Origin of the sequence: Thiosulfatihalobacter marinus, assembly GCF_016019955.1 — a bacterium.
In the GTDB taxonomy this organism is placed as follows: Bacteria; Pseudomonadota; Alphaproteobacteria; order Rhodobacterales; family Rhodobacteraceae; genus Shimia; species Shimia marinus_A.
Genome location: NZ_JAECRZ010000001.1, coordinates 383,510 through 409,479, shown reverse-complemented (window position 1 = coordinate 409,479; position 25,970 = coordinate 383,510). Strand labels below are relative to the sequence as shown.

Here is a 25,970-nt window from a genome sequence, read left to right as displayed (position 1 = left end):
GCCCGGCTATGTCAACGCAGCGCCCAGCTCATCCGGCGCCGCCTCTGCCACAACCATATCCCACAACGCCTCTGACCGCGCCTGTCCGACCAGCGCCGCCGCCTTGGATTTCAGCCGCGCCTCGCGCCGCTCGGGCGCCATCGGCGCGTCAAGATCGTGAAACGCCTCGTGCAGCGTTCCGTCCTTTTGCACGATCCGCACCCGGGCCTGTGTCTCGCTCAGTTCGCCATCCTGCGCAACCGCCACGCGCGCGCGCAAAGCCCGCAGTTGCGGATCGGCGCACAGCGCGTCCGAATAGCTCTCCAGCGCCGCCGTATCATGGCCCAGCAAGGCCATCGCGGCGACCATGCGATAGGAAAACTTCGCGCCCAGCCCGGTCTCCGGGTCGCTCTGGTTGCATACGCTCATCCAGCGTGGATGGGTCGCGATGCGGATCTCGGCCACCTCCTCCGCCGCGGGCCGGTTCATGCCCGCCAGCGCCTCCAGCGTGGCGTGCAGCCCGTGACAACAGGCGTGGAACTTGTGGCTGATGCCGTCAAACAGCCAGTTTCGCCCCACCCCGTTCAGCGCCGCCGGGTCCGCCTGTCCGGCATGGGTCGCGCCAAAGCCCTGCGCCGCCTCCAGCCCCTGCGGATCGGGCACAAAGCCGCGCGCCACAAGCGTCGCCGCTTCCACCCCGTTGGCCGCCGCGATCCCGGCGTTATAGGGTTTGCCCATGGTTCCGAACTGCGATTTCAACCCCGAGGCGCGCGTCGCCACAAGCCCCAGCGCCGCCGCAATCCCGGCCGCGTCCAGCCCCATCAACCGCGCCGCCGCCGCCGCCGCGCCAAAGGCACCTGCCGTGCCGGTCTGGTGAAACCCGGTCTGATAATGATCCCGCCCCAGCCAAATTCCCACACGGATACTTGTCTCGATCCCCAGCAATGCCGCCAGTTGCAGCTCCGCCCCGCCGGCCCCCTCGCGCTCTGCCACGGCCAGCGCCGCCGGAATCACCGCGACGCTGGGATGCCCGATATGGGCGAAATGCGTGTCGTCATAATCCAGCGCATGGCTTGTCGCCCCGTTGACCAGCGCCGCCGCCCGCGCCGGAGCCCGCCCGCCGCCAAACAGATGCGCCTGCGCCGCGCCGGCCTCGTCCAGCGCCATCGCGCGGGTGATCCGCGCCACCGGCTCCCGGCACCCGGCCAGGCCCACCGCGGCCCAGTCCAGCAATGACAACCGCACCATGTGCCGCGTGGCGTCGGGCGCCGATTGCGTTTGGGCGACAAATTGCGCCAGGCTCTGCGTGATCATCCGTGCAATTCCCTTGCCCGCGCCTCGAAGGCGGCGACGATCCGGTGCATCGCCTCGTTGAATACCAGCCCGATCGCCTTTTGCAGGATCAGGTTGCGAAACTCGAAATCCACAAAGAACTCCACCTCGCAGCCGCCCGCCACATCCCTGAAATCCCACGTCGATTTCATGTATTTGAACGGCCCGTCCAGATATTCCGTGTCAATGTGGCGGGTCTCGGGATACAACACCACGCGGCTGCCGAACCGTTCGCGAAACACCTTGAAGCTGATCACCAGATCCGCCAGCATCACCTCGGCCGCGCCCTCTGGCGTAGACGAGCGAATGCGGGCCGCCGCGCACCACGGCAGGAAGTCCGGATAAGACGCGACATCGGCAACCAGCGCATACATCTGGTCGGCGGAATAGGGCAGCGTGCGGGTTTCGGCGTGGGTCGGCATGTCGCCCCTTCTTGTTGCGCTTTTCAGGTGACACTGGGCGCCCATTTCGTATGCTGCGCTCGGAAAATCAAGAGGGTCTCATGTCAGAGCGTCCATATGTCATCGACCAGATGATCTCGGCCAAGTCCATCGCCGCCCGGATCGAAGAGCTTTGCGGCGAGATTCGCACCGAGTATTCCGACACCGACAAACTTGTCGTCGTCGGCCTCCTGCGCGGCTCTTTCGTGTTCATCGCCGATCTGGTGCGCGAACTGGACCTGCCGGTCGAGGTCGATTTCCTCGAAGCGTCCTCTTACGGCAATTCCATGGAAAGTTCACGCGAAGTGCGCATTCTCAAGGATATCCGCGGCGAGATCGAAGGCCGCGATGTTCTGGTGGTCGAGGATATCGTCGATACAGGGTACACGCTGAACCACGTCATGCACCTGCTCGAAGCCCGCCACCCCCGCAAGATCAAGACCATCGCCCTGCTTGACAAACCCTCGCGCCGCGAGGCCGACATCACCGCCGACTGGATCGGGTTTTCGATCCCGGATGAATTCGTGGTCGGCTATGGCATCGACTATGCCCAACGCAACCGCAACCTGCCCTATATCGGCAAGGTGCGGTTTACCGGGTGAATATCCGTCATTACCTGCGCATGGCCCGCTGGGCCCGCAACCCGCCTTCGCGACAGCGGATCAAACTGGTGGTTGCGGTGATCGGCATCTGCTTCGTGCTGGTTCTTCTGGAACGTATCTTTGGCTGGCCGGACTGGCTGACCCCCAACTACACGCCGCGCGGCCGCATCCTGCGCTGATCACCGCGCGCGATGCCCGGCCAGCGCCTCGGCCCGCGCCTCCAGCCCGGTCACAAGGAACCGGCGCACTGCCGCCACGCGCGACACCCCGGCCATGTCCACGTGACAGGCCACCCAGATCGGCACCGACGGCAACTCTCCCGGCCGGTCCAGCCGTATAAGCCCGGACGTGGCCTCGCCCACCGGGCAGGGCAACACCACCCGCCCCAACCCCTGCCGCGCCATCTGCGCCAGCACCATGAAACTGTCCGCCGCGCCCACGATCCGGTCAGCAGATACATTCTCGGCCATCCACCCGGCGGCAGCGGCGCGGGTCAGTTGCCCGGTCATTCCCAGCCACATGTCCGGCGCCTCGGGGCGCGCATAGATCCCGAATCCCAGCCGCGCCGCCATGTCTCCGACCATGTCGTCACTCAACGACTGCGCCGGGCGCAGCGCGATATCGGCATGGCTGCGCGAGAAATCGCTATAGGCATTGGTCGAAATCAGCGCGATCTTCACCCCGCTCACGTCATTGTGAAACGCCTCCACAAGGCGCGGCAGCACCACCTGGCAGAACGTATCTGTCGACGAAACCCGCACCGTCCCCACCAGCGGCGCCTGTGTACCGCTCAGCAAATGCGCCACCGATTGCACCGCGCTGCCCACGTCCCGCGCCGCGTCCATCATCCGGGCATATTCGGGGCGCACCAGATAACCCTTTGATGTCCTTTCAAAAACCTCAACCCCATGGCGGTCTTCAAATGCCGCCACCCGGCGCAGAACCGTGGCATGGTTCACCCCCAGCCGCCGCGCCGCGCCGCTGACCGTGCCGGTTTCGGCCACCGCCAGTACAAATCGCATGTCGTCCCAGTTCTCATTGTGCATGAATGACAGACTACCCTGCAAAAATTTGGGATGGTATTCGATTTTTTCACAGATAGGCTTTGGTCATAAAACCAACTTATTCGGAGCTTCTCCATGACCCGCTTTGCGAAATTCTCTGCCGCCGCGCTTGGCATCACCCTGCTGGCCGGTACCGCCTTTGCCGACGGACATGTCAACGCCGCCGTCAAGGCGCGCCAGTCCCAGATGACACTTTATGCCTTCAACATCGGTCAGCTTGGCGCCATGGCCAAGGGCGCCGTCGACTACGACGCCGACAAGGCCAGCGCCGCCGCCGCCAACCTCGCCGCGCTGACCGCGCTCGATCAATCCGCGCTCTGGCCGCAAGGCTCGGACAGCGACTCGTTCATGGACTCCAACGCCAAGCCGGAAATGTGGCAGAATTTCCCGGACGTGATGACCAAAGGCAAGGCGCTGGCTGATGCCGCCATGGTCATGCAGACCGCCGCCGGGGGCGGGCTGGACAGCCTGCGCGGCGCCATCGGGCCGCTGGGCGGCGCGTGCAGCGCCTGTCACAAGGCCTATCGCGTCCCGCAAAACTGATCGCTGCCTGCCGAAACGCCCCAGCCGGTGGCCTTGACGGGCCACCGGTTGCCCCTGTTGCCGGAGCCGTAGAATGCGCCGCGTCCTGTCTGCCCTGATCCTGCTGGCCGTGTTTGGCCTCGCCACCTTCTGGTTTCTGACGCGTCCTGACTTCTTGCCGGACGACGCGCTGGCCGGGCTAAGCGCGGATACGACGCGCGGAGAACAGGTTTTCAACGCCGCCGGCTGCGCCTCGTGCCACACGGCCCCCAATGCCGAACCGGGCGATGCGCCCGTGCTTTCGGGCGGACAGGAATTCCCCTCGCCTTTCGGCACTTTTCTCGCGCCCAACATCACGCCCGATCCGGTTCAGGGCATCGGCGGGTGGAGCGCGCTGGACCTGGCCAATGCCATGACCCGCGGTATCTCGCCCCAGGGCGCGCATTACTATCCGGCCTTCCCCTATACGTCCTATGCGCGGGCCAGTTTGCAGGATGTGGTCGATCTGCGCGCCTTCCTGGCCACGCTGCCCGCCGATGCCACCCCCAGCCAGCCGCACAAGATCGGCTTTCCCTTCAATATCCGGCGGTCGCTGGGGGGCTGGAAACTGCTGTTCGCCAATGACGACTGGATCATGCCCGCCACCGATGCCACGCTTGAACGCGGGCGCTACCTCGTCGAGGCGCTGGGCCATTGCGCGGAATGCCACACCGCGCGCGGGCCGTTGGGCAATCTCGACCTTGATAAATGGATGGCCGGTGCGCCCAACCCAAAGGGCAAGGGCAATATTCCGGGCATCACCCCGGCCCAGCTGGACTGGTCCGCCCAGGACATCGCCTATTACTTTGAAACCGGCTTCACACCGGACTTTGACAGCGCCGGTGGCCAAATGGCGCGGGTTGTCGAAAACCTGTCAAAACTGCCTGCCAGCGACCGCAGCGCGATCACCGCCTATCTCAAGGCGCTGCCCGCAGGTCAATAGGCCCTGCGCGTCCCGCTTCAGCCCTTGACCAACTGCGCCTCGCGCGCCGCGCGCAGCCGCGCGAAATCGTCGCCCGCGTGATAGGACGACCGCGTCAGCGGCGTTGCCGACACCATCAGGAAGCCTTTGCCATAGGCCGCCTTTTCGTAGCCCGCGAATTCCTCGGGGGTCACGAACCGGTCCACGCCATGGTGTTTCGGTGTCGGTTGCAGATATTGCCCGATGGTCAGGAAATCTATCTCCGCCGCGCGCATGTCGTCCATCACCTGATGCACCGCCTGCTTGTCCTCGCCCAGCCCGACCATGATGCCGGACTTGGTAAAGATGGACGGATCCATCTCCTTGACCCGCTGCAACAGCCGCAAGCTGTGGAAATAGCGCGCGCCGGGGCGCACCTGCGGGTACAGGCCGGGGACCGTTTCCAAGTTGTGGTTGAACACGTCCGGTCGGGCCGCGACGACGATATCAAGCACGTCTGGCGCGCATTTCAGGAAATCGGGCGTCAGAATCTCGATCGTGGTCTTGGGCGAGCGATGCCGCACCGCGCGAATGGTCTGCGCAAAATGCTCGGCGCCACCATCTTCCAGGTCATCCCGGTCCACACTGGTGATCACCACATGGTTCAGGCCCAGTTTCTGCACCGCATCCGCCACGCGGCCCGGCTCGAACGCGTCCAGCGCATCTGGCTTGCCGGTGGCGATGTTGCAGAATGTGCAGCCCCGCGTACAGATCTCGCCCATGATCATCATGGTGGCGTGGCCCGCGCTCCAGCATTCGCCCGCATTGGGGCAACCCGCCTCTTCGCAGACCGTCACCAACTTGTTGTCGCGCATGATTTTCCGGGTGGCGTTATAGCCCTCGCCGGTCGGGGCCTTGACGCGGATCCATTTCGGCTTGCGCGGCTGGGCATTGTCCGGGCGGTGTGCCTTTTCCGGGTGGCGCTGTTGGGGCAGTTTCAGATCACGCAACGGTTCATCCTCGGGCAGAATAGATTTCAGCGTGCATAGCATACCGCAGCCAACCCGCTAGTGCCAGAAACGCAGAGCTGCCATGCCCGCGGCACATTCCCTGCCGCCCGGTCAGGCGATTGCCGCAGCAGCATCATCGACCATGCAATTGCAGCATTGCCCCCGAATTTAGAATCGATGTAAACCCCGCCGCAATCACAATCAATCAAGGTATTCGCGATGCAAACAGGTGCAAAACTCCCCCAAGTCGTCTTCAAGACCCGCGTGCGCGACGAGGCCGTCGGCGGCCCCAATCCGTTCCGCTGGCAGGACATGACCAGCGACGATTATTTCAAGGGCAAGCGCGTGATCCTGTTCTCGCTGCCCGGCGCCTTCACCCCCACCTGCTCGACCTACCAACTGCCCGGGTTCGAGGAAAACTTCGATAAATTCCAGTCGCTTGGTGTTGACGAGATTTACTGCATGTCGGTCAATGACAGCTTTGTCATGAACAAATGGGCCGAGGCCCAGGGCATCACCAATGTCAAGGTGATCCCGGACGGGTCGGGCGAGTTCACCCGCAAGGTCGGGATGCTCGTGCGCAAGGACAATCTTGGCTTTGGCCTGCGGTCCTGGCGCTATGCCGCCATCATCGACAACGGCGTGGTCGAGGCCTGGTTCCAGGAACCGGGGCTGGAAGACAACCACGGCGCAGACCCCTATGGCGAAAGCGCGCCCGAGACCCTGATGAAATATCTCGAAGCCGCCAGCGTGGAAACTGCCGCATAACGCCCCCACCGGGCCATTTTGTCACGGCCCGCCCCTCGGGCGGGCCGTTTCGCGTTTCAGCCGATGTAATCGCCCGCCCCGCCGGCCCGGCCCCGGTAATGCTCGCGTAGCCGGGTCAGCGCGATGCGCAGCACGATCTTGCCCGACCGCGCCGACCAGCCCAGCCGCTTTTCCGCCGCTTCCAGCCCTTCCAGGTAACAACAGCAGCGCAGCACCACATCCGACAGCCCCTCGCCCAGATCACCCAGCGCATCCGCCACCCGCTGGCGCGCCGCGCCCGGCCCCTCGCCGATCCCGCTATCCGCACGATAGCCGCCATGGCTTGGCCCGGTCAGGAACCGGTCCCAGTTCTGGCTGACATTCGGGCCCATCTGCGCCAGTTCGAAATCTTCGCGCAGCCGTTCTCCGGCCGCCACCTGATCCTCGCTCAGAAACGGCTGCCCATCCTTGTCCTTGCGCCGCGACAGCGCCGCCAGCGGGCTTTCGGTCATGTTGAAACGCACCCGCCGCGTGCGCCCCTTCTCACGCAATACCTTGTCCCCGATCATACCACGCTGCCCGGCAAAAGGTGTCTGCGCGTCGGCAAACCCCTGCGCGGCGTTTTCCTGTTCCGCCAGCATCCGGTTCAGCGCCAAACGCCCCGCGGCGGTGATCGTGTACTGCGCCACCCGGCCCGTGGCGCTGCACCGGATCCAGTCCTTCAGCACCATCGCCTGTGCGAATTCGCGCGCGATCACCGCTGTCTTGGCCGATCCGCCATCGCCCCGGTCACGCACCACGACCGCTTTGTCCATCCCCGGCGCCACCGCCAGCACCGCGCCGCTTTCACATAGCCGCCGCAGCACCCGCAATCCTTCGCGGCGCAGCGTTTCGCTGTCCGGCACCTTGGGTGTCACTCCCTTGGCCCCTGCCGGCACCGCGCCATTCCTGCGAAACCGTTCCAGCGCGGCATCGATCAGCGGATCGTCCCGCTTTGCCTCCAGCTTGCGGATCTGGCGCAGCACGGTCGAGGCATGGCACCCCTCGCGCCGGGCCAGTTCGCGGATCGAAACACCATCTTCGGTATGCGCCACATAGCGTGAAACGCTTTCAGGTACCCATTCGGGCAGGTCGTTCATCGGGCTTTCCATACGCATGCCACCTGTCTCCTATTGTTCCGTACGGGTCAGGAAAGTTGCCATGCTTACACACAGGTTTTCCCTAAAATTTTCCACAACTTAGAATTGAATTGTTACCTAGCTGTTAATATTCGACCCGTTTGACCATGATTGTTTCCAAATCCTAAACAGTCTGAAATCCCGCGTACGCTGATCTCGCCAACAGGCAACACCCGCTTAAGTTGTGCAAACTGAGGCGGAACAACAACAGGACTGATTCCATGCACGATCTTCTTGGCATCCTCGCCAATCTCCGCCGCCCACGTCTGTTGATCCGCGCCGCGCGCGCCGGCGCGCCGGATTACCGGCGCGACCAGCACCTCAAGCGCCATATGGGCTATGGCCGGCTTCCGCGCAGCGGCCCGGCCCTGATGCATCTGATGGAAATGGAAACCCAGCTCGACAGCCAGCGGCGCAGCGGCGACGCGGCCTATTCACTGGTCAGGCATGTCGATATTCTGATCGCCATGATGGGCGAAGCGCGCCTCCTGCGCGCTTCGCAAACCGAACTCTGAACTCAAAACTCAGACAAAGGCGTCCGGCATCGAGGCCTTCTTTTCCGCCACATAGGCGCGCAGCGCCTCTTCCACAGCCGGGTCCATGGCCGGTTTCTGATAGCCGGCCAACAGGCGTTCCACCCGCGCCCCCGCAAGCGCCTGCGTGTCGCGCGCGCCCTCGTCCGCCCAGGTTTCGAACGGCTTGTAATCCAGCATCTCGGTGCGCCAGAACGCGCCCTTGAAATTCGCCTGCGTATGCGCGCATCCCAGATAGTGCCCGCCCGGCCCCACCTCGCGGATCGCGTCCATCGCCTGGGCGTTCTCGTCCACCGCAATACCGCGCGCCAGGTGGTGCAACACACCCAACTGGTCGGCATCCATCACGAATTTCTCGAAACTGGACACCAGCCCGCCTTCCAGCCAGCCACAGCTGTGCAGCATAAAGTTCACGCCCCCCAGCAAGGCCGCGTTATGCGTATGCGCGGTTTCATAGGCCGCCTGGGCATCCGGCAGTTTCGATCCGCACAACCCCCCGCCCGACCGGAACGGCAGCCCCATGCGCCGCGCCAGCTGACCGGCGCCATAAAGGATATGGCTCGCTTCGGGGGTGCCGAAAGTGGGCGCGCCCGAGTTCATGTCGATCGAGGTCACGAAGGCCCCGAAAATCACCGGCGCGCCGGGCCGGACCAGTTGGGAATAGGCGATACCGGCCAGAACTTCGGCCAGAACCTGTGTCAACGTGCCCGCCACGCTCACCGGCGCCATGGCGCCTCCCACGATAAAGGGCGACACGATGCAGGCCTGGTTGTTGGCCGCATACACTTCCAGCGCGCCCATCATCACATCGTCAAACGTCAGCGGAGAGTTGATGTTGATCAGCGATGTCATCACCGTGTTGTTCTGCACGAAATCCTTGCCGAACAGGATCTCGCACATGTCCACGCTGTCCTGGGCGCGGCTGGGTTCCGTGACGGACCCCATGAACGGCTTGTCGCTCAGCGTCATATGCGCCAGCAACATGTCCAGGTGGCGCTTGTTCACCGCCACATCCGTGGGTTCACAAACCGTGCCGCCCGAATGGTGCAGCCATTTGGACATATAGCCCAGCTTCACGAAGGTCTCGAAATCCGCCATCGTGGCATAGCGCCGTCCGCCGGCGGTGTCCCGCACAAAGGGCGGTCCGTAGACCGGCGCGCAAACCAACGTGTTGCCGCCGATCTCGACGTTGCGTTCGGGATTGCGCGCATGCTGCGTGATCCGCGACGGTGCTGTCTTGCACAGCTGCCGCGCCAGGCCGCGCGGGATGCGCACCCGCTCGCCTTCCACATCCGCGCCAGCCTTGCGCCAGCGTTCCAGCGCGGCCGGGTTGTTGACGAAATTCACGCCAACCTCTTCCAGCACCGTATCGGCATTGGCCTCGATGATCTCCAGCGCCTCGTCGTTGAGCACCTCGAAGACCGGGATGTTGCGTTCGATGAATTTCGCGGTCTCGATCTTCAGACCGGTCCGTTCCGCCCGGCGCGCCGCGCCGCCCCCGGACCGTCCGCGCCGACGTGTCGCTGCTTCTGCCATGACTCTTACTCCGCCAATGGATGTTCGCGTTCCGCAACTGTTTAGCGCGCGCGCTCAGGGGCTCTGTGGAAGATAACGGCCATTGGCGTAGAAAAGCGACATTCCGTCCGGGTTTCTTCGCGTTGCCGTCAGCTTTCCGAAACGATGTCCCAGTTCACCTTGTCCACCCGGCTGTCGATCATCAGCGGCGAAATCACATTTTCAAGCGTGTCGGCCATGTCGCTGATCGAGATCTGGATGTCCAGATCCACCTGCCCGTCATTCCGCGCAAGATCGAATCCCAGCACCTGCACTCCGCGTTGCGACAGCGCCTGCATGGCCTGCGCGCGCACTTTCGTGGCATCCTTTTCGACACAGCGCAGCTGAATGCGGTATTCCTGCGTCATCGGAATCCCCGCACGGGTCTTGCGTTTCAGCCATTTGACCAGCGGCCGCAATCCCAGGTTCACAAAGATCACCGCAGACGTTGCCGCGACCGCGAACAACGGCGCGCCGGCCCCCGCGATCACACCCACCGCCGCCGAACACCACAACGTCGCCGCCGTGTTCAGCCCGTGCACGTTGAAACCTTCGCGAAAGATGATCCCGGCGCCCAGGAACCCGATCCCGGAAACCACCTGCGCCCCAACCCGGGTTGGGCTCAGCTCAGTAGGGTAAAGCGATGAAAACACAAGAAAACTCGCAGCCCCGACCGCCACCAGGGCATTGGTCCTCAGCCCCGCCATCCGCTGCCGTACCTGCCGCTCGGACCCGATCAAGGCGCCGCAAAACAGCGCCAAGGTCAGGTTCAGCGCCGCCTCATCCAGTTGAATCGCCGTCAGTTCCGCCATCGCTCCGCCCTTTTCACGCCGGTCATCCCGAACAGTCCTTGCCGATTCATGTATATACTTTGCATAGCGTTTCTATGTACAGAAAAACTTGCGCCCGGCCCTCCGTCGCGGTGTCGCCGCGCATTGCCTCTTGCGAAAAACCCGTCCGTAATCTAAGGCGCGCGCATGTCTGACACATCCCATGACCGCCTTCTCATCATCGACTTCGGCAGCCAGGTAACGCAGCTCATCGCGCGCCGCCTGCGCGAGCTGAACGTCTATTGCGAAATCCACCCCTACCAGAACGTGACCATGGACATGGTCCGCCAGATGGCGCCCCGGGCGATCATCTTCTCGGGCGGTCCGGACAGCGTCACCCGCCAGGGCTCTCCGCGCGCGCCGCAAGAGATCTTTGAGCTGGGCGTTCCGATCCTGGGCATATGCTATGGCCAGCAGGTGATGATGACCCAACTGGGCGGCACGGTTCAGTCAGGCCACGGCACCGCCGAATTCGGCCGCGCCTATGTCGATCCCAAGGGCAAGCTCGACCTGCTTGACGGCTGGTTCCAGACAGGGCGCGAACAGGTCTGGATGTCGCATGGCGATCATGTCAGCGCCCTGGCCCCCGGCTTCGAGGTGTTCGGCACCTCTCCCGGCGCGCCGTTTGCCATCACCGCCGACACCGCGCGCCATTTCTACGCGGTTCAGTTCCACCCCGAGGTGCACCACACACCCAACGGCGCGAAACTGTACGAGAATTTCGTCCGCCTGGCAGGCTTCAGGGGCGACTGGACCATGGGCGCCTATCGCGACGAGATGGTCGAAACCATCCGGCAACAGGTGGGCGACAAGAATGTCATCTGCGCCCTGTCCGGCGGCGTCGATTCCTCGGTGGCGGCGGCCCTGATCCACGAGGCGATCGGCGATCAGCTTACCTGCGTCTTTGTCGATCACGGCCTTCTGCGCAAGAACGAGGCCGAAGAAGTTGTGGGCATGTTCCGTGACAACATGAACCTCTCGGTGATCCACGCCGACGAAACCGAGCTGTTCCTTGGCGCGCTCGAGGGGCAATCCGACCCCGAAACCAAACGCAAGATCATCGGCAAGCTGTTCATCGACGTGTTCCAGAAATACGCCGACCAGATCGACGGCGCGGAATTCCTGGCCCAGGGCACGCTGTATCCCGACGTGATCGAATCGGTCTCCTTCTCGGGCGGGCCTTCGGTGACGATCAAGTCACACCACAATGTCGGCGGCCTGCCCGAAAAGATGGGCCTGAAACTGGTCGAACCGCTGCGCGAACTGTTCAAGGACGAAGTCCGCGCCCTGGGGCGTGAACTCGGCCTGCCGCCCAGCTTCATCGGCCGTCACCCCTTTCCCGGTCCGGGCCTGGCCATCCGGTGCCCCGGCGAAATCACTCGTGAAAAGCTCGACATCCTGCGCGAGGCCGATGCCGTCTATATCGACCAGATCCGCAAACACGGCCTTTACGATGAAATCTGGCAGGCATTCGTCGCCATCCTGCCCGTGCGCACGGTGGGCGTGATGGGGGACGGTCGGACCTATGATTACGCCTGCGCGCTGCGCGCCGTCACCTCCGTGGACGGGATGACAGCCGATTACTACCCGTTCACGCATGAATTCCTCGGCGAAACCGCCACCCGTATCATCAACGAGGTCAAGGGCATCAACCGCGTCACCTATGACGTGACCTCCAAACCGCCGGGGACCATCGAGTGGGAGTAGGCCTCCTGCCCATCCAATAACGGGCGCCGCCCCCGATGGGCGGCGCTTTCGTCCGGCGCCCGCCCCGGATAGCTTCACATGTACAGAATTGTCTGGAATATCCGGGCCACCTCGGCGAAACAGGGGCCAAGGGGGCCTCGATGCACTACACACGTCTTTCATTTGTCGTTGCAACCGTGCCGCGCGAACGCGCCTCCACGGCCCGGCCACCGGCCCGCAAGGGCAACGCACCCTGACCCGGCAAGGATCCCGAATGAGCGACACGTTCAAAGCCGCGCTCTGGATGAGCGGCGCGATTTTTTCCTTCACCTCCATGGCCGTGGCCGGGCGCGCCGTCAGCCTGGAGCTGGATACCTTTGAAATCATGATGTACCGCAGCTTTGTCGGCGTCATCATCGTATTGTGCGTCGCGCGCGCCACCGGCACCCATACCCAGATCAACCGGGACAGGTTGGGGTTGCATTTCATCCGCAATATCAGCCACTTCGCCGGTCAGAACCTGTGGTTCTACTCGATCACAGTTATTCCGCTGGCACAGGTTTTCGCGCTGGAATTCACCTCGCCCCTCTGGGCGATCCTGCTGGCCCCGCTGATCCTTGGCGAACGCATCACGCCGGTTGGTGCGCTGGCGGCCATAGTTGGCTTTGCCGGTATCCTGGTGGTGGCCCGCCCCTCGCCCGAGACCTTCGAAATCGGCCAGCTCACCGCGGCGCTGGCGGCCATCGGCTTTGCTCTGTCGGCCCTGTTCACCCGCAGGCTGACCCGTACTGCCACGATCACCTGCATCCTGTTTTACCTTACCGTGATGCAGGCCGCCTTTGGCCTGATCAGCGCCGGGATCGACGGCGATATCGCCCTGCCTTCGGCGGCCTCTGTCCCGTGGCTGGTGCTGATCGGCTGTGCCGGGCTTCTTGCGCATTTCTGCCTGACCTCGGCGCTGCGCCTTGCCCCGGCCACCGTGGTCATGCCGATCGATTTCATCCGCCTGCCGCTGATCGCCGTGGTCGGGGTGCTGCTGTATGACGAGCCGATTGACATTTTCGTCGTGCTTGGCGCGCTGATGATCTTTGGCGGCAATTACCTCAATATCTGGACCCAGACGCGCCGCCCGAAAAGCGCATGATCCGGGTCGCTGCCGGCCTGGCAATTGTCTAGGTTGCCGCCATGACACCGCAAAAGCACCTTTCTCTGCGCGCCTGGCTGGAGCTTGGCCTTCTTGCCCTGATCTGGGGCGGCGTTTTCCTGGCGAACCGTATCGCGCTGGATGAAATCGGCGTGCTGACGCTGGTTGCCCATCGCACCGCCTGGGCGGCGCTTGTGTTGTGGGGTGTGGTTCTGGCCATGCGACTGCCCCTGCCCCGACAGCCCCGTCTGTGGGGCGCGCTTGTCGTCATGGGGCTGCTCAACAACGTGCTGCCGTTTTCCCTGCTCAACTGGGCGCAGCTTCATATCGAAAGCGGGCTGACCTCGATCTTCAACGCGGCCACGGCGATCTTTGCGGTGCTGGTCGCGGCGCTGGTCTTTGATGACGAACGGCTGACCCTGCGCAAGGGGGTGGGCGTAAGCCTTGGCTTTATCGGGGTGGCCGTCGCCATCGGGCTGGACAATCTTGCCCGATTCGACCCGCGCAGCCTGGCTCAGCTTGCCGCGCTGGCCGCCACACTGAGCTATGCGTTGGCCGGGGCATGGGCGCGCCGCACCCTGCGCGGTTTGCCCCCGCAAATCGCGGCTGCCGGGATGCTCACCGCCTCCAGCCTGATGATCCTGCCCACCGCGTGGCTTATGGAAGGCCCGTTCACCCTGGCCTTGCCTGCCCCCACGCTTGTCGCCCTGGGGTTTGCATCGCTGATTGCAACCGCCGGGGCCTATCTGCTCTATTACCGGGTGCTGGACATGGCCGGGAGCGGCAATCTGCTCCTCGTCACCCTTCTGATCCCGCCTTTTGCCATCGGTCTTGGCGCGCTGGTATTGGGCGAAACCCTCGCGCCCCGCGCCTTTCTTGGCTTCGGCCTGCTGGCGCTTGGGCTGCTGGTGATCGATGGGCGGCTGGCGGGCCGATTGCGCCGCTGATCCGCACCGTTGGAATACCGACGCGATACCGACGCAATGCCGACACGGGGTTCCGTCGCCCGGGGAGCGATCGCGCATAGCCGTTGACCCCCTTCGCACAGGCGGCTACCACCACCGGGACAACCGGCAAGAAGGGTCGTGGCATGATCTACAATTCCGCCCGTGACTGGCGCGACGCGACGCACAGGAAGGTGCTGCTATTCGGCATGTCCGGCCTTGGAAAAACGCATGTTTCCAACATGTTACGGGATAGCGGCGCCTGGTTTCACTATTCCGTCGACTACCGTATCGGCACCCGCTACATGGGTGAATACATCGCCGACAACGCCAAGCGCGAGGCGATGAAGAACCCGTTTCTGCGCGAGCTGCTGATGACAGACTCGATCTATATCGGCTCCAACATCACCTTCAACAACCTCGCCCCCCTCTCCACCTATCTCGGCAAACCCGGCAACCCCGATCTGGGCGGCGTCCCCTTCGCCGAATACCTGCGCCGGCAAGAGCAGCACCGCATTGCCGAAACCGCCGCGCTGCTGGACACCGCGCATTTCATTGACCGCGCCAATACGCTTTATGGCTATGATCATTTTGTTTGCGACAGTGGTGGATCCATCTGCGAGGTGGTCGATGCGGAAAACCCGCAAGACCCTGTCATGAAAGCACTTTCCGATTGCGCGCTGATGGTCTGGATCAAGGGATCCGAAGCCCATACCGAAGAGCTTGTCCGCCGTTTCGACCGCGCGCCCAAGCCCATGTATTACCAGCCCGGCTTTTTGAAATCGCGCTGGGAAACCTACCTGGCCGACAATGCACTGACCGAAGAACAGGTCAACCCGGATGCCTTTGTCCGCTGGACCTATGCCCAGGCGCTGGCCCACCGCCAGCCGCGCTATGCGGCCATGGCGACATGGGGCGTAACCGTCACCGCGCAAGAGGTCAGCCAGCTGCGCGACCCATCCGATTTCGAAGACCTGATCGCCACCGCCCTTGAGGCGCGCGCCGCAAACGCCTAACTCAATCGCTCAAACCAAACCAGGAAAGCGCCTGACATGCCGATCAAACTGCCCTCGGACCTGCCCGCCTTTGACGTGCTCACGCGCGAAGGCGTGATGGTCATGTCCGAGGATCAGGCCGCCCGTCAGGATATTCGCCCGCTGCGCATCGGCCTGCTGAACCTGATGCCAAAGAAGATCCAGACGGAAAACCAGTTCGCCCGGCTGATCGGCGCCACAGCCCTGCAAATCGAGCTGTCTCTGATCCGCATGAGCGAACATCAAACCCGCAACACCGCCGCCGAACACATGGCTGAATTCTATCGCCCCTTCTCCGAGGTGAAGGCCACGGGCGAGAAATTCGACGGGCTGATCATCACTGGCGCACCGATTGAGCATTTGCCGTTCACCGATGTCACCTATTGGGACGAACTGTGCGAAGTCTTTGACTGGACCCAAACCCATGTGCATTCCACATTTGGCGTCTGCTGGGGCGGCATGGCGATGATCAACCATTTTCATGGTGTCAAGAAACACATGCTGAACGCCAAGGCCTTTGGCTGTTTCCGGCATCGCAACATGGACCCGGCCAGCCACTATCTACGTGGATTTTCAGACGATTGCGTGATCCCGGTCAGCCGCTGGACGGAAATGAAACAGGCCGAGATCGATGCGGTTCCCGCGCTCAGGACACTGTTGTCCAGCGACGAGGTCGGCCCGTGCCTTGTTCAGGACAGCGCCCATCGCGCGCTCTATATCTTCAACCATTTCGAGTATGACAGCGACACGCTCAAACAGGAATATGATCGCGACGTGGCCGAGGGCACGCCCATCAACGTGCCAGCCAACTATTACCCGAATGATGATCCCTCGCGCCCGCCGCAGAATCGCTGGCGCAGCCATGCGCACCTTCTTTATGGCAACTGGATTACCGAGGTTTACGAAACCACGCCATATGACATGAATGCGATCGGCGCCTGAACCCGCCGCCCGATTGCACTCCCAGCCGCTGCCGGTCATAGTGTCTGAAAACGGAGAGCTTTCATGGAGCTGCCTTTCGACGGGGCGATCAGCGCCTTCTACAGAACCACCGCACCCTCAACGATCCGCAACGCCATCAAACGTGCCGACAAGGGCGAACTGCTCGATCCGGACTTCCCCCATTCCGAGCGGCTGAATCGGAAAGCCTATGAATCCGAACTGCGCGCACTGCAAATCGAACTGGTCAAGCTGCAACATTGGTCCAAGGCAACAGGCGCGCGGATCGCCATGGTATTCGAGGGGCGTGATGCTGCCGGAAAAGGCGGTACAATCAAACGCTTCCGCGAACACCTTAATCCACGTGGCGCGCGCGTGGTGGCGCTGGCCAAACCCTCCGAGGCGGAACAGACCCAGTGGTATTTCCAGCGATATATCGATCATTTGCCTTCGGGCGGCGACATCGTGTTCTACGATCGCTCCTGGTACAATCGCGGCGTGGTCGAGAAAGTGTTCGGGTTTTGCACCGACGATCAGCGCGAAACATTCTTTCGCCAGGTTGGCGCGGTCGAACAGACCCTGGTCGATGATGGAATCCATCTGTTCAAGTTCTGGATGAATGTCGGGCGCGCCGAACAGCTGCGCCGTTTTCTGGCGCGCGAAAGCGACCTCCTCAAACAGTGGAAACTTAGCTGGATCGATGTCGAGGGCCTGAACCGCTGGGACGATTACACCGCCGCCATTGGCGAAACCCTGGAGCGCAGCCATTCCGGCACCGCCCCCTGGACTGTGATTCGCTCGGATGACAAGCGCCGCGCCCGTCTGAACGCCATGCGCACCGTGCTGCACGCGCTCGACTATGATCGCAAGGACACGCGCAATATCGGCGCGGTCGATCCCCTGATCTGCGGAGGGCCAGACATCTGGAATGCCTAAGAAACGCGGCTATCATCACGGCAATCTGCGCCAGGCCCTTGTCGAAGCGGCCCTGCAACTGATCGAGGTCAGGGGCCCGACGGGCTTTACCCTGTCCGAAGCGGCCAAACAGGCCGGGGTCACGCCCGCCGCCGTCTACCGCCATTTCGAGGGCCGCGAAGACCTGATTGCCGAGGCCGCGCGGCAGGGCTACGAGATCTTCGCCGACCTGATGCAGTACGCCTACGACAAGGGCCAGCCTTCGGCGCTGGCCAGTTTCGAGGCCACGGGGCGCGCCTATCTCGCCTTTGCCCGCAAGTATCCCGGACATTACATCGCCATGTTCGAAAGCGGCGTTCCCGTCAATCGCACGCCCGAACTGGCCAAGGTCGCGGCCCGCGCCCGCGGCGTGATGGAGCGCGCCGCCAATGATCTGAGCCAGCACATAGCACCGGAAAAACGCCCCCCCCCAAGCATGTTCTCGGCCCATATCTGGGCCATGAGCCACGGCGTGGTCGAACTGTACGCCCGCAATTCGCCCGGCACCCAAAGCCCGTTTTCTCCCGAGGATCTGCTGGAAACCGGTATTGGCGTGTATCTGCGCGGTCTCGGGCTGATTGGTCAGGACGCATGATGACAAAATGGATTGGCATGATCGCCATCGTCCTCACGCTCGCCGCCTGTGGCGAGAAAAGCTATAATGAAATCGGCCTGATGCCGCCCCCGGCCCTTTACACCAGCGGCGCGGCCAAGCCATTTCTCGGGGATACCGGGCGCAGGATCGAAACGCAAAACACGCTGTTCTATGCGACCGACCGCGCCCCGGCCACCACCGAAGACAAAAGCGCCTTCTACGCAAACCGCCGCGGGTTTGTCCTGCGTGTCGGCACCGCCGATGTAGCCATGACCCCGCCGCTGGCGGACCGCGACGCGATGCGTGCCATCACTCTTGGACAGGATGACGGCCCGCCGCGCACCCTCACCGTGACCGGCGTAACCGAGATCGGCGGGCTGCCAGCCGACCCACCCAACCCGCTCGTGGCCGAACTGCCCATGGACACCCCGCCAGACGGACGAAAGGCCTTTGCGCAACAGATCAATCAACAGCTGGCCCGCTCCGGCAGCCGCGATGCCTATATCTATGTGCATGGCTACAACGTGGATTTCGCCTATCCCACGCTGGTCTCGCGCGAATTGCAGCATTACCTGGGTTATCGCGGCGCCTTCATCAGCTACAACTGGCCCGCCACCCCCAGCCGGCTGGCCTATTTCAAGGATATCGAAACCGCCAGCGCCACCCGCCGCAACCTGCGCTCGCTGATCGAATTCCTGTCCGCCAATACCAATGTGCGCCGGGTGAATCTGATCGGCTACAGCGCCGGGTCGCGGCTGGTGTTCGAAACCGCCTACCAGATCGCGCTGCTCAACCGGGGCGGCCATGGCCGGGCGCGGCTGGGGCAGGTCATACTGATCGGCAGCGACCTTGACCGCACCTATTTTTCCGAGGCCCTGGCCGACGGGCTGCTTGACGGCATGGACCAGCTCTCGATCTACATGTCCGGGCAGGATTCCGCGCTGGCCATGTCGCGCCTGTTGTTTGGCGAACACCGCCTGGGCCAGGTCTGGGACAGCAGCGCCACATCCGAACCGATCGAAGACCGCCTCGCGGACATCTCAAGGCTTGCCCTCATCGATGTCACAGATGCAAAGGGCGCCACCCTGGGCAACGGTCATTGGTATTTCCGGTCCTCCCCCTGGGCCAGCAGCGACATACTTCTGACGCTTCTGTCAGGCAACCCGCCACACAAGCGCGGCCTGGTGCGCCAGGAAGGGGCGGTCTGGACCTTTCCTGCCACCTATGCCGATAGCCTGGCAATCGGTGACGGCTCCTGACACGAAAAAAGGGCCGCCCGGCCGGGCAGCCCTTTGCGATACTGTCCCTCGAAAAACGTCTTAACGCTTGGAGAACTGGAACGAACGGCGGGCTTTGCGCTTGCCGTATTTCTTGCGCTCCACAACGCGGCTGTCGCGGGTGAGGAAGCCGGCGGCCTTCAGCGGTGCGCGCAGGGACGGTTCGTACAGCTGCAACGCCTTGGAGATGCCATGCTTGACCGCACCGGCCTGACCGGTCAGACCGCCGCCCTTGACGGTGGCGACAACGTCGAATTCACCTTCGACACCAGCCACCTGAAAGGGCTGGCGCAGGATCAGTTGCAGCACGGGACGGGCAAAATACTTGTCCTGGTCCTTGCCGTTCACGATCACCTTGCCCGAACCGGGCTTGATCCACACGCGGGCCACGGCGTCTTTCCGTTTGCCGGTCGCGTAAGAGCGGCCAAATTCGTCACGAACGGGTTCGCGCGGGGCGGCGACTTCGACAATAGCTTCTTCACCGGCAACGGCGTTCAGCTCTTCAAGCGAGTTGATTTGATCAGCCATTGATTAGCTCCGGGTGTTTTTCTTGTTCATGGATTTGACATCCAGCACTTCGGGCTGCTGCGCCTCGTGCGGATGTTCGGCACCGGCATAGACGCGCAGGTTGGTCATAACCTTGCGGCTCAGGCGGTTGCCCGGCAGCATACGCTGAACCGCTTTCATCACCACGCGTTCGGGATGTGCGCCTTCCAGGATCTGCTGCTTGGTGCGTTCCTTGATCCCACCGGGGTGGCCGGTGTGCCAATAGTAGTTTTCTTCGCGCTTCTTGCCGGTCAGCTGGATCTTGTCCGCGTTGATCACGATGACATTGTCACCCATGTCCATATGCGGGGTGAAGGTGGCCTTGTGCTTGCCGCGCAGGCGCATGGCGACGATCGATGCAAGACGGCCCAGCACCACGCCTTCGGCGTCGATGATGATCCATTTCTTGTCGATGTCTGCCGGGGTAGCAGAGTAGGTTTTCATATTGGTCTTCCAGATTGGTTGACAGGGTTGCCGGAATCCCGGCGCGCCGAAATTCGATGGACGGGTTATACTGTACGCAAAACGCGCGTCAAGCGGCGTCTGCACCATTTAATTTAAGCATTTCAATGCCTTACAAAATAGGTATCAAAATACCCCACAAAATCCCGCGCCTGACACCGCGCATCGCTTACTGTCAGCCCCGTCAAGCCTGCCCTGGCGGTATCGCATAGGTCATGCTGGCGCGGGCGACCGGTTCCTGGCCGCCTTCGGAATAGATCAGGATATCCGTCACCGACAGCGTGCGTCCCAGCTTCAACAGCCGGGCCCGGGCGATCAGGTCTTTTCCCGCCTCGGGTTTGCGCATGAAATCCAGGCTGCAATTCGTCGTGACGGTCAACGCCTCTTTCCCGATCCGCGCCATCGTCGCCACATAGGCGGTGACATCGGCCAGCGAAAACATCGCCGGGCCGGACACCGTGCCGCCGGGGCGCAGATGCCGTTCGGCCACCTTCAGCCGCACCACCGTGTTCACCCCGTCCATCTCTTCCACTTCGAAATCGTCGCGAACCTGTGGAAACACCTCTGTCAGGAACGCCATCATCTCGTCCGTGCTCATCACTGCCTGCATGTGCTTTTCCTCCCTGCCTGTCGCGGCTAAGCTTGCCGCAAACCCCCGGGAGGACAAGATGGAATTGCTGGAACGTCACGACACGAACGCCGTCGCCTACCTGACGATGAACGCGCCCGAGCGGCTGAACGCGCTTTCGGATGAAATGCTGGCGGCGCTGCAATCCCAGTTCGAGGCGCTGCGCGACACAGCCTCGGTCCGCGCCGTCGTGCTCGCCGGAGCCGGCAAGGCGTTCTGCGCCGGGCATGACCTGAAACAGATGACCGCCGGTCGTCAGGCGCCAGATGGGGGCAAGGCCTATTTCAGGGATCTGTTCGACCGCTGCGCCACCATGATGCAAACCATTCAGTCCCTGCCCCAGCCGGTGATCGCCAGCGTGCACGGCATCGCCACCGCCGCGGGCTGCCAGCTGGTCGCCAGCTGCGACATGGCCGTGGCGGCGCATGGCACGCGCTTTGGCGTAAACGGCGTGAATATCGGCCTGTTCTGCTCAACCCCGATGGTTGCCCTCAGCCGCAATATCGGGCGCAAGAAAGCGTTCGAACTGTTGACCACCGGCCGGTTCCTGTCCTGTGGCGAGGCCGAGGCGCTTGGCCTGATCAACACCACTGCCCCAGCCGACCAGCTTGACGACACCACGCGCGCGCTGGCCGAAACCGTCGCCGGCAAGCTGGGCGCCGCCGTCAAGATCGGCAAGCAGGCGTTCTATACCCAGCTGCAAATGCCGCTGGATCAGGCCTATGCCTATACCGGCGACGTGATGGTCGAGAACATGCTCTTTCGCGACACCGAGGAAGGCATCAGCGCCTTCCTTGAAAAACGCGATCCGAACTGGGCTCAGTAACACCCTGATCTTTGGCCGTTTCTTGCCTCGCAACGGTGTTTTTCCCAGGCGGCGGTTTTTCCAACCGCCAATCTGGCGCAAAGTGATCCCATCATGCCCCGGCTCTGGCTGTGGCAGGCTGCCTCGATCCAACCTGCGGGACAGGACCGAAGCGGCGCATCTCGGCGGTGTTCCCACAAGATGGCCGCCGATCCATCGCTCAGCGCGCGGATATTACCTGCCGCGCGTGGGTTGCGCGGGCTTTCGGGGGTCATTGTCGCTTACCTCGACCCACCGAAAGCCGCGCCACTTTTCCCAGCCAATCCCTGCGCGGAAAATCGCTCGAATTGTTTCCAATTCCGGGCACCTGTTTTTCCCGATCTCCGCTATGCGCCCCACGCCCGACATGCCATAAACGCATCAGAGCGAATGCGATTTTTCGCAAACTTCGGGTCGCCGCCGGCAAATAGTCCCTCCAGGGTCACATCTCTCTGGCCTCGCCATGACCGCGGCGACCCGCATCCCCTCTTTCCAAACCGCCCGGTCTGACTTATGTGCGCGGTCATGACACAGGAATTGCATATCGTCGGTGGCGGCATGGCCGGCTCCGAAGCCGCCTGGCAGGCCGCGCAAATGGGTGTGACCGTGGTCATCCACGAAATGCGCCCGCATGTCGGCACCTTTGCCCACCAGACCGGCCACCTGGCCGAGATGGTCTGCTCCAATTCGTTCCGCTCGGATGACGATGAACAGAATGCCGTCGGCCAGCTGCATTGGGAAATGCGCGCCGCCAACGGGCTGATCATGGCCATGGCCGACAAGCACCGCCTGCCCGCCGGGGGCGCGCTGGCGGTCGATCGCGATCTTTTTGCCCAAGGCGTCACCGAAACGCTGCGCGCCCTGCCCAATCTGCGCGTCGAGACCGGCGAAATCACCACGCTGCCCACCGAGGGCCACTGGATCATTGCCACCGGACCGCTCACCTCGTCGGCACTGGGCGCCGCAATCCAGGCCGAAACCGGCGCCGAACGGCTGGCGTTTTTTGATGCCATCGCCCCGATCGTCTATGCCGACACGATCGACATGAACGTCGCCTGGATGCAATCGCGCTATGACAAGGGGGAAACCGAGGCCGAACGCAAGGCCTATCTCAACTGCCCCATGAACCGCGACCAGTACGAGGCGTTCATCGACGCGCTGCTGGCCGCCGACAAGACCGAGTTCCACGAAGGCGAGACCGCCGGCTATTTCGACGGCTGCCTGCCCATCGAGGTCATGGCGGAACGCGGCCGCGAAACCTTGCGCCACGGGCCGATGAAACCGGTCGGCCTGACCAACGCCCACAAGCCCGACGAAAAAGCCTGGGCGGTGGTTCAACTTCGCCGGGATAATGCATTGGGAACATTGTATAATATCGTCGGCTTTCAAACCAAGATGAAATATGGGGCGCAAACCGATGTGTTCCGCATGATCCCGGGCCTGGAAAACGCCTCTTTCGCACGTCTTGGCGGCATCCACCGCAACACGTTCCTCAACGCGCCCACGCTTCTGGACGATCAGATGCGCCTGAAATCCCGTCCCAATATTCGGTTTGCCGGGCAGGTGACGGGCGTCGAGGGCTATGTGGAAAGCGCCGCGATGGGGCTTTTGGCGGGCCGTCTGGCCGCCGCCCAGATGCTGGGCACACCGCTTTCAACCGCGCCTGCGAACACCGCCATGGGGGCTTTGGTGCATCACATTACCGGTGGTGCCGAGGCCAAGACATTTCAGCCGATGAATGTGAATTTCGGTCTTTTTCAACCGGTTGACGGGCTCAAAGGCGGGCGGCGCGGGCGCAAGGACCGCTACAAGGCCTATACCGACCGCGCCAAGGCCGACTGGCGGGATTGGCTCGCGGCGCAAAGCTGACTGGACGAACCCGGCGCCACAGGCTTTAATCGGGGCATGACCCGAAAATTTCTAGATATCGTCTATGAGTATATCGGCAAGGGTGTCGCCGATTTCTATGACGACTGGGCCGCCACCTACGAGGCCGAAGTCGCCGAAAACGGCTATGTCACGCCGGGGCGATGCGCCCGGGCGCTGGCCCGGCACCTGAAACAGCCCGACGCGCCGATCCTCGATTTCGGCTGTGGCACCGGCCTGTCCGGCCTCGCCCTGCGCGCCGAGGGGTTTTCCACGATCGACGGGATCGATCTTTCTGCGGAGATGCTGGAACAGGCCCGTGCCAAGGGTATCTACCGGACCCTTACTCAGGTCGATGGCGCGGGGCCTTTGCCCGTGCAGCCTGGCGATTATCAGGCCATTGCCGCCATTGGCGTGATCGGTCCCGGTGCGGCGCCGCTCGCCGTGTTCGATACCCTGACCGGGTTGCTGGCACGCGGTGGCTTCATGACATTCTCGTATAACGACCACGCGCTCAGGGATCCGACCTACGAGGCCCGGCTCAACGAATATGTCGATGTGGGCGCACTGCGGCTCCTGCATCGTGAACACGGCCCCCACCTGCCCACGCGCAACATTCACGCCATGGTTTATGTTGTTGAAAAAACGTGACATTCACAACAAGATTCGCCCCGTCCCCCACCGGCCCCCTGCATTTGGGCCATGCCTATTCCGCCCTGCTGGCCCATGACATGGCGCGCGCGGCGGGCGGGCGTTTCCTGTTGCGGATCGAAGACATCGACAGCACGCGCTGCCGGCCCCATTGGGAAGCGCAGATTTATGACGATCTCGCCTGGCTGGGCATCGCCTGGGACGCCCCGCCCCAGCGCCAATCCGACCACCTGACCGCTTATCGGGCCGCGCTGGACGGGTTGTGGCGTCGGGGCCTGATCTACCCCTGCACCTGTACGCGCCGCGACATCGGCGCCGCGGCATCCGCACCCCAGGAAGGCGCCGCACCCGCCTATGGGCCGGACGGGCTGATCTATCCCGGAACCTGCCGCGCAAAACCACGCCCGCCTGTCATGCCCGACGGGACAGTCCTGCGCCTGAACATGGCTGCCGCCCTGAAGGTGATCGGCGCGCCCGATACCCGGTTGAATTTTCGGGAAACCGGGACTGGCACGACCCGTGCGATCAGTATCGACATGCAGAAACTAACTTCAACTGTCGGCGATATTGTTCTGAGCAGAAAAGATTTTCCCGGCTCGTACCATCTGTCTGTCGTGCTGGACGATGCCGCGCAGAACGTCACCCATGTGATCCGTGGTACTGACCTGTTCGACGCCACGCAAATCCATGTCGTCCTTCAGAAACTGTTTGGGCTGGCCACCCCAACCTATCACCATCATCGCCTGATCCGCGATGCCGCCGGCAAGCGGCTGGCCAAGCGTGACGATGCCCGCGCCATTGCCAAATACCGCGCCGACGGCGCCACCCCGCAGGACATTCGCGAAAAGGTTGGATTATAGGGCGGTCTTCGCCCATTGTTTCCCTTCCGTTCGCCAAATGATTGACACAAAACCAGAACATGTATAGAACAAAGACATATTCTTATTCGGAGGGCCCGTCGTGCTGACCAGGAAACAACTCGACCTGCTGGAATTCATCCACACACGCGTGCAGCGCGATGGCGTCCCGCCCAGCTTTGACGAGATGAAGGATGCGCTGGATCTGCGCTCCAAATCCGGCATTCACCGTCTGATCACCGCCCTTGAAGAGCGCGGCTTCATCCGCCGCCTCGCGCATCGGGCGCGCGCCATCGAGGTCGTGAAACTGCCCGAATCCATGGGCGGTGCCCCAACCACCGGATTCACGCCCCGCGTGATCGACGGACCGCATCCCTCCCCCACGCAACCGGCAAATATCTCCCGGGACGAGGTTCAGCTGTTTGCCCGCGAATTGCCCGTGATGGGCAAGATCGCCGCCGGGGTCCCGATCGAGGCGATCAGCCATGTCGATCATCACGTCGCGGTTCCCGGACAGATGCTTTCGTCGGGCGGCTCGCATTACGCGCTCGAGGTCAAGGGCGATTCGATGATCGAGGCCGGGATCAATGACGGTGACGTGGTCATCATCCGCGAATCCTCTACCGCCGATAATGGCGACATCGTCGTCGCGCTGGTCGAGGACCAGGAGGCGACGCTGAAACGCTTTCATCACAATGGTAGTTCCATCGCGCTCGAGGCCGCCAACCCGGCCTACGAAACCCGCGTCTATCCCGAAGACAAGGTCAAGGTGCAGGGCTGTCTTGTCGGGCTGATCCGAACCTACTGAACGT

29 protein-coding genes are annotated in these 25,970 nt (G+C 62.9%); 19 read left to right on the top strand and 10 right to left on the bottom strand.

The annotated features are described in order from the left end of the window. Positions 1–6: 6 nt before the first annotated feature. A complete protein-coding gene (locus I3253_RS01980) occupies positions 7–1,293 on the bottom strand; it encodes an MmgE/PrpD family protein (protein ID WP_197915941.1) in 1,287 nt (428 codons plus the stop codon). After that, entirely contained in the window at positions 1,290–1,733 is a 444-nt protein-coding gene (locus I3253_RS01975) for a type II toxin-antitoxin system RatA family toxin (protein WP_197915940.1), read from the bottom strand. The genes I3253_RS01980 and I3253_RS01975 overlap by 4 nt, the downstream gene beginning before the upstream one ends. A gap of 80 nt (positions 1,734–1,813) precedes the next feature. Here I3253_RS01975 and hpt point away from each other — a divergent pair, with 80 nt between their 5' ends. Together hpt and I3253_RS01965 are read left to right on the top strand one after the other, a co-directional pair. Next, positions 1,814–2,353 (top strand): hypoxanthine phosphoribosyltransferase, encoded by a 540-nt coding sequence (gene hpt, locus I3253_RS01970; protein ID WP_197915939.1) that lies wholly within the window; start codon positions 1,814–1,816, stop codon positions 2,351–2,353. Continuing rightward, positions 2,350–2,532: a hypothetical protein gene (locus I3253_RS01965; RefSeq protein ID WP_197916172.1), complete on the top strand. Its 183-nt coding sequence runs from the start codon at positions 2,350–2,352 to the stop codon at positions 2,530–2,532. The genes hpt and I3253_RS01965 overlap by 4 nt, the downstream gene beginning before the upstream one ends. On the opposite strand, the gene I3253_RS01960 is transcribed toward I3253_RS01965, so the two are convergent. Beyond that, positions 2,533–3,399, bottom strand: coding sequence for a LysR family transcriptional regulator (locus I3253_RS01960; protein ID WP_197915938.1), 867 nt, complete (start codon positions 3,397–3,399; stop codon positions 2,533–2,535). A 93-nt stretch (positions 3,400–3,492) separates the two neighbouring features. Between I3253_RS01960 and I3253_RS01955 the strand changes: the two genes are divergently transcribed. Beyond that, complete coding sequence (locus tag I3253_RS01955; protein ID WP_197915937.1) at positions 3,493–3,960, top strand: c-type cytochrome; 468 nt, start codon at positions 3,493–3,495, stop codon at positions 3,958–3,960. Positions 3,961–4,033: 73 nt separating this feature from the next. Beyond that, positions 4,034–4,921, top strand: coding sequence for a cytochrome c (locus I3253_RS01950; RefSeq protein WP_197915936.1), 888 nt, complete (start codon positions 4,034–4,036; stop codon positions 4,919–4,921). A 17-nt stretch (positions 4,922–4,938) separates the two neighbouring features. Here I3253_RS01950 and lipA read toward each other — a convergent pair whose 3' ends face one another. Beyond that, entirely contained in the window at positions 4,939–5,889 is a 951-nt protein-coding gene (gene lipA / locus I3253_RS01945; protein WP_197915935.1) for a lipoyl synthase, read from the bottom strand. Between the two features lie 219 nt (positions 5,890–6,108). On the opposite strand from lipA, the gene I3253_RS01940 reads away from it, so the two are divergent. Beyond that, positions 6,109–6,657 (top strand): peroxiredoxin, encoded by a 549-nt coding sequence (locus I3253_RS01940; RefSeq protein WP_197915934.1) that lies wholly within the window; start codon positions 6,109–6,111, stop codon positions 6,655–6,657. Positions 6,658–6,713: 56 nt separating this feature from the next. On the opposite strand, the gene I3253_RS01935 is transcribed toward I3253_RS01940, so the two are convergent. After that, the gene (locus I3253_RS01935; RefSeq protein ID WP_408647770.1) at positions 6,714–7,793 is read right to left on the bottom strand and encodes a DUF6456 domain-containing protein; all 1,080 of its coding nucleotides are present in this window, start codon (positions 7,791–7,793) and stop codon (positions 6,714–6,716) included. Positions 7,794–8,035: 242 nt separating this feature from the next. Here I3253_RS01935 and I3253_RS01930 point away from each other — a divergent pair, with 242 nt between their 5' ends. After that, a complete protein-coding gene (locus I3253_RS01930; RefSeq protein WP_197915933.1) occupies positions 8,036–8,329 on the top strand; it encodes a DUF6477 family protein in 294 nt (97 codons plus the stop codon). 9 nt (positions 8,330–8,338) lie between these two features. On the opposite strand, the gene I3253_RS01925 is transcribed toward I3253_RS01930, so the two are convergent. Continuing rightward, positions 8,339–9,883: a trimethylamine methyltransferase family protein gene (locus tag I3253_RS01925; protein ID WP_197915932.1), complete on the bottom strand. Its 1,545-nt coding sequence runs from the start codon at positions 9,881–9,883 to the stop codon at positions 8,339–8,341. 128 nt (positions 9,884–10,011) lie between these two features. Then, on the bottom strand, positions 10,012–10,713 hold the full coding sequence (locus I3253_RS01920; protein ID WP_197915931.1) for an MgtC/SapB family protein: 702 nt from the start codon (positions 10,711–10,713) through the stop codon (positions 10,012–10,014). A 165-nt stretch (positions 10,714–10,878) separates the two neighbouring features. Here I3253_RS01920 and guaA point away from each other — a divergent pair, with 165 nt between their 5' ends. The 8 genes from guaA (at position 10,879) to I3253_RS01880 (ending at position 19,286) form a co-directional block, all read left to right on the top strand. After that, a complete protein-coding gene (guaA, locus tag I3253_RS01915) occupies positions 10,879–12,438 on the top strand; it encodes a glutamine-hydrolyzing GMP synthase (RefSeq protein ID WP_197915930.1) in 1,560 nt (519 codons plus the stop codon). Between the two features lie 253 nt (positions 12,439–12,691). Next, positions 12,692–13,561 (top strand): DMT family transporter, encoded by an 870-nt coding sequence (locus tag I3253_RS01910; protein WP_197915929.1) that lies wholly within the window; start codon positions 12,692–12,694, stop codon positions 13,559–13,561. A 41-nt stretch (positions 13,562–13,602) separates the two neighbouring features. Continuing rightward, positions 13,603–14,508 (top strand): DMT family transporter, encoded by a 906-nt coding sequence (locus I3253_RS01905; protein WP_197915928.1) that lies wholly within the window; start codon positions 13,603–13,605, stop codon positions 14,506–14,508. Between the two features lie 143 nt (positions 14,509–14,651). Continuing rightward, on the top strand, positions 14,652–15,521 hold the full coding sequence (locus tag I3253_RS01900) for an ATPase (RefSeq protein ID WP_197915927.1): 870 nt from the start codon (positions 14,652–14,654) through the stop codon (positions 15,519–15,521). Between the two features lie 36 nt (positions 15,522–15,557). Then, positions 15,558–16,481 carry a homoserine O-acetyltransferase MetA gene (metA, locus tag I3253_RS01895; protein WP_197915926.1) on the top strand — a complete coding sequence of 308 codons (924 nt, stop codon included), beginning with the start codon at positions 15,558–15,560 and terminating at the stop codon, positions 16,479–16,481. Positions 16,482–16,544: 63 nt separating this feature from the next. Next, positions 16,545–17,414 (top strand): polyphosphate kinase 2, encoded by an 870-nt coding sequence (ppk2, locus tag I3253_RS01890; protein ID WP_197915925.1) that lies wholly within the window; start codon positions 16,545–16,547, stop codon positions 17,412–17,414. Continuing rightward, entirely contained in the window at positions 17,407–18,027 is a 621-nt protein-coding gene (locus I3253_RS01885) for a TetR/AcrR family transcriptional regulator (RefSeq protein ID WP_197915924.1), read from the top strand. The genes ppk2 and I3253_RS01885 overlap by 8 nt, the downstream gene beginning before the upstream one ends. Next, positions 18,027–19,286 carry an alpha/beta hydrolase gene (locus tag I3253_RS01880; RefSeq protein WP_197915923.1) on the top strand — a complete coding sequence of 420 codons (1,260 nt, stop codon included), beginning with the start codon at positions 18,027–18,029 and terminating at the stop codon, positions 19,284–19,286. Before I3253_RS01885 ends, I3253_RS01880 begins: the two co-directional genes overlap by 1 nt. A gap of 60 nt (positions 19,287–19,346) precedes the next feature. Here I3253_RS01880 and rpsI read toward each other — a convergent pair whose 3' ends face one another. From rpsI to I3253_RS01865, 3 genes are all read right to left on the bottom strand, one after another. After that, positions 19,347–19,832 carry a 30S ribosomal protein S9 gene (gene rpsI / locus I3253_RS01875; protein WP_197915922.1) on the bottom strand — a complete coding sequence of 162 codons (486 nt, stop codon included), beginning with the start codon at positions 19,830–19,832 and terminating at the stop codon, positions 19,347–19,349. 3 nt (positions 19,833–19,835) lie between these two features. Further along, entirely contained in the window at positions 19,836–20,294 is a 459-nt protein-coding gene (gene rplM, locus I3253_RS01870) for a 50S ribosomal protein L13 (protein ID WP_197915921.1), read from the bottom strand. 202 nt (positions 20,295–20,496) lie between these two features. Further along, complete coding sequence (locus tag I3253_RS01865) at positions 20,497–20,922, bottom strand: PaaI family thioesterase (RefSeq protein WP_197915920.1); 426 nt, start codon at positions 20,920–20,922, stop codon at positions 20,497–20,499. Between the two features lie 58 nt (positions 20,923–20,980). On the opposite strand from I3253_RS01865, the gene I3253_RS01860 reads away from it, so the two are divergent. The 5 genes from I3253_RS01860 to lexA all read left to right on the top strand — a co-directional run bounded on the left by I3253_RS01860 (position 20,981) and on the right by lexA (position 25,966). Further along, positions 20,981–21,766 carry an enoyl-CoA hydratase gene (locus I3253_RS01860; protein WP_197915919.1) on the top strand — a complete coding sequence of 262 codons (786 nt, stop codon included), beginning with the start codon at positions 20,981–20,983 and terminating at the stop codon, positions 21,764–21,766. Positions 21,767–22,309: 543 nt separating this feature from the next. Then, positions 22,310–23,653 carry a methylenetetrahydrofolate--tRNA-(uracil(54)-C(5))-methyltransferase (FADH(2)-oxidizing) TrmFO gene (gene trmFO, locus I3253_RS01855; RefSeq protein WP_197915918.1) on the top strand — a complete coding sequence of 448 codons (1,344 nt, stop codon included), beginning with the start codon at positions 22,310–22,312 and terminating at the stop codon, positions 23,651–23,653. A gap of 36 nt (positions 23,654–23,689) precedes the next feature. Beyond that, entirely contained in the window at positions 23,690–24,301 is a 612-nt protein-coding gene (locus I3253_RS01850; protein ID WP_197915917.1) for a class I SAM-dependent DNA methyltransferase, read from the top strand. Then, on the top strand, positions 24,298–25,161 hold the full coding sequence (gene gluQRS / locus I3253_RS01845) for a tRNA glutamyl-Q(34) synthetase GluQRS (RefSeq protein WP_197915916.1): 864 nt from the start codon (positions 24,298–24,300) through the stop codon (positions 25,159–25,161). Before I3253_RS01850 ends, gluQRS begins: the two co-directional genes overlap by 4 nt. Before the next feature lie 100 nt (positions 25,162–25,261). Further along, positions 25,262–25,966 carry a transcriptional repressor LexA gene (lexA, locus tag I3253_RS01840; protein WP_197915915.1) on the top strand — a complete coding sequence of 235 codons (705 nt, stop codon included), beginning with the start codon at positions 25,262–25,264 and terminating at the stop codon, positions 25,964–25,966. Positions 25,967–25,970: the final 4 nt, after the last annotated feature.

Bases quoted from the DNA above. Each gene is read 5' to 3' on its own strand.
- I3253_RS01940 (WP_197915934.1), top strand. From the start codon at position 6,109: ATGCAAACAGGTGCAAAACTCCCCCAAGTCGTCTTCAAGACCCGCGTG.
- rpsI (WP_197915922.1), bottom strand. From the start codon at position 19,832: ATGGCTGATCAAATCAACTCGCTTGAAGAGCTGAACGCCGTTGCCGGT.
- I3253_RS01960 (WP_197915938.1), bottom strand. From the start codon at position 3,399: ATGCACAATGAGAACTGGGACGACATGCGATTTGTACTGGCGGTGGCC.
- I3253_RS01920 (WP_197915931.1), bottom strand. From the start codon at position 10,713: ATGGCGGAACTGACGGCGATTCAACTGGATGAGGCGGCGCTGAACCTG.
- I3253_RS01925 (WP_197915932.1), bottom strand. From the start codon at position 9,883: ATGGCAGAAGCAGCGACACGTCGGCGCGGACGGTCCGGGGGCGGCGCG.
- I3253_RS01950 (WP_197915936.1), top strand. From the start codon at position 4,034: ATGCGCCGCGTCCTGTCTGCCCTGATCCTGCTGGCCGTGTTTGGCCTC.
- I3253_RS01980 (WP_197915941.1), bottom strand. From the start codon at position 1,293: ATGATCACGCAGAGCCTGGCGCAATTTGTCGCCCAAACGCAATCGGCG.
- I3253_RS01900 (WP_197915927.1), top strand. From the start codon at position 14,652: ATGATCTACAATTCCGCCCGTGACTGGCGCGACGCGACGCACAGGAAG.
- I3253_RS01975 (WP_197915940.1), bottom strand. From the start codon at position 1,733: ATGCCGACCCACGCCGAAACCCGCACGCTGCCCTATTCCGCCGACCAG.
- ppk2 (WP_197915925.1), top strand. From the start codon at position 16,545: ATGGAGCTGCCTTTCGACGGGGCGATCAGCGCCTTCTACAGAACCACC.
- I3253_RS01880 (WP_197915923.1), top strand. From the start codon at position 18,027: ATGACAAAATGGATTGGCATGATCGCCATCGTCCTCACGCTCGCCGCC.
- I3253_RS01905 (WP_197915928.1), top strand. From the start codon at position 13,603: ATGACACCGCAAAAGCACCTTTCTCTGCGCGCCTGGCTGGAGCTTGGC.
- metA (WP_197915926.1), top strand. From the start codon at position 15,558: ATGCCGATCAAACTGCCCTCGGACCTGCCCGCCTTTGACGTGCTCACG.
- guaA (WP_197915930.1), top strand. From the start codon at position 10,879: ATGTCTGACACATCCCATGACCGCCTTCTCATCATCGACTTCGGCAGC.
- I3253_RS01930 (WP_197915933.1), top strand. From the start codon at position 8,036: ATGCACGATCTTCTTGGCATCCTCGCCAATCTCCGCCGCCCACGTCTG.
- I3253_RS01885 (WP_197915924.1), top strand. From the start codon at position 17,407: ATGCCTAAGAAACGCGGCTATCATCACGGCAATCTGCGCCAGGCCCTT.
- I3253_RS01955 (WP_197915937.1), top strand. From the start codon at position 3,493: ATGACCCGCTTTGCGAAATTCTCTGCCGCCGCGCTTGGCATCACCCTG.
- hpt (WP_197915939.1), top strand. From the start codon at position 1,814: ATGTCAGAGCGTCCATATGTCATCGACCAGATGATCTCGGCCAAGTCC.
- trmFO (WP_197915918.1), top strand. From the start codon at position 22,310: ATGACACAGGAATTGCATATCGTCGGTGGCGGCATGGCCGGCTCCGAA.
- rplM (WP_197915921.1), bottom strand. From the start codon at position 20,294: ATGAAAACCTACTCTGCTACCCCGGCAGACATCGACAAGAAATGGATC.
- I3253_RS01910 (WP_197915929.1), top strand. From the start codon at position 12,692: ATGAGCGACACGTTCAAAGCCGCGCTCTGGATGAGCGGCGCGATTTTT.
- I3253_RS01860 (WP_197915919.1), top strand. From the start codon at position 20,981: ATGGAATTGCTGGAACGTCACGACACGAACGCCGTCGCCTACCTGACG.
- I3253_RS01850 (WP_197915917.1), top strand. From the start codon at position 23,690: ATGACCCGAAAATTTCTAGATATCGTCTATGAGTATATCGGCAAGGGT.
- I3253_RS01935 (WP_408647770.1), bottom strand. From the start codon at position 7,793: ATGCGTATGGAAAGCCCGATGAACGACCTGCCCGAATGGGTACCTGAA.
- I3253_RS01865 (WP_197915920.1), bottom strand. From the start codon at position 20,922: ATGCAGGCAGTGATGAGCACGGACGAGATGATGGCGTTCCTGACAGAG.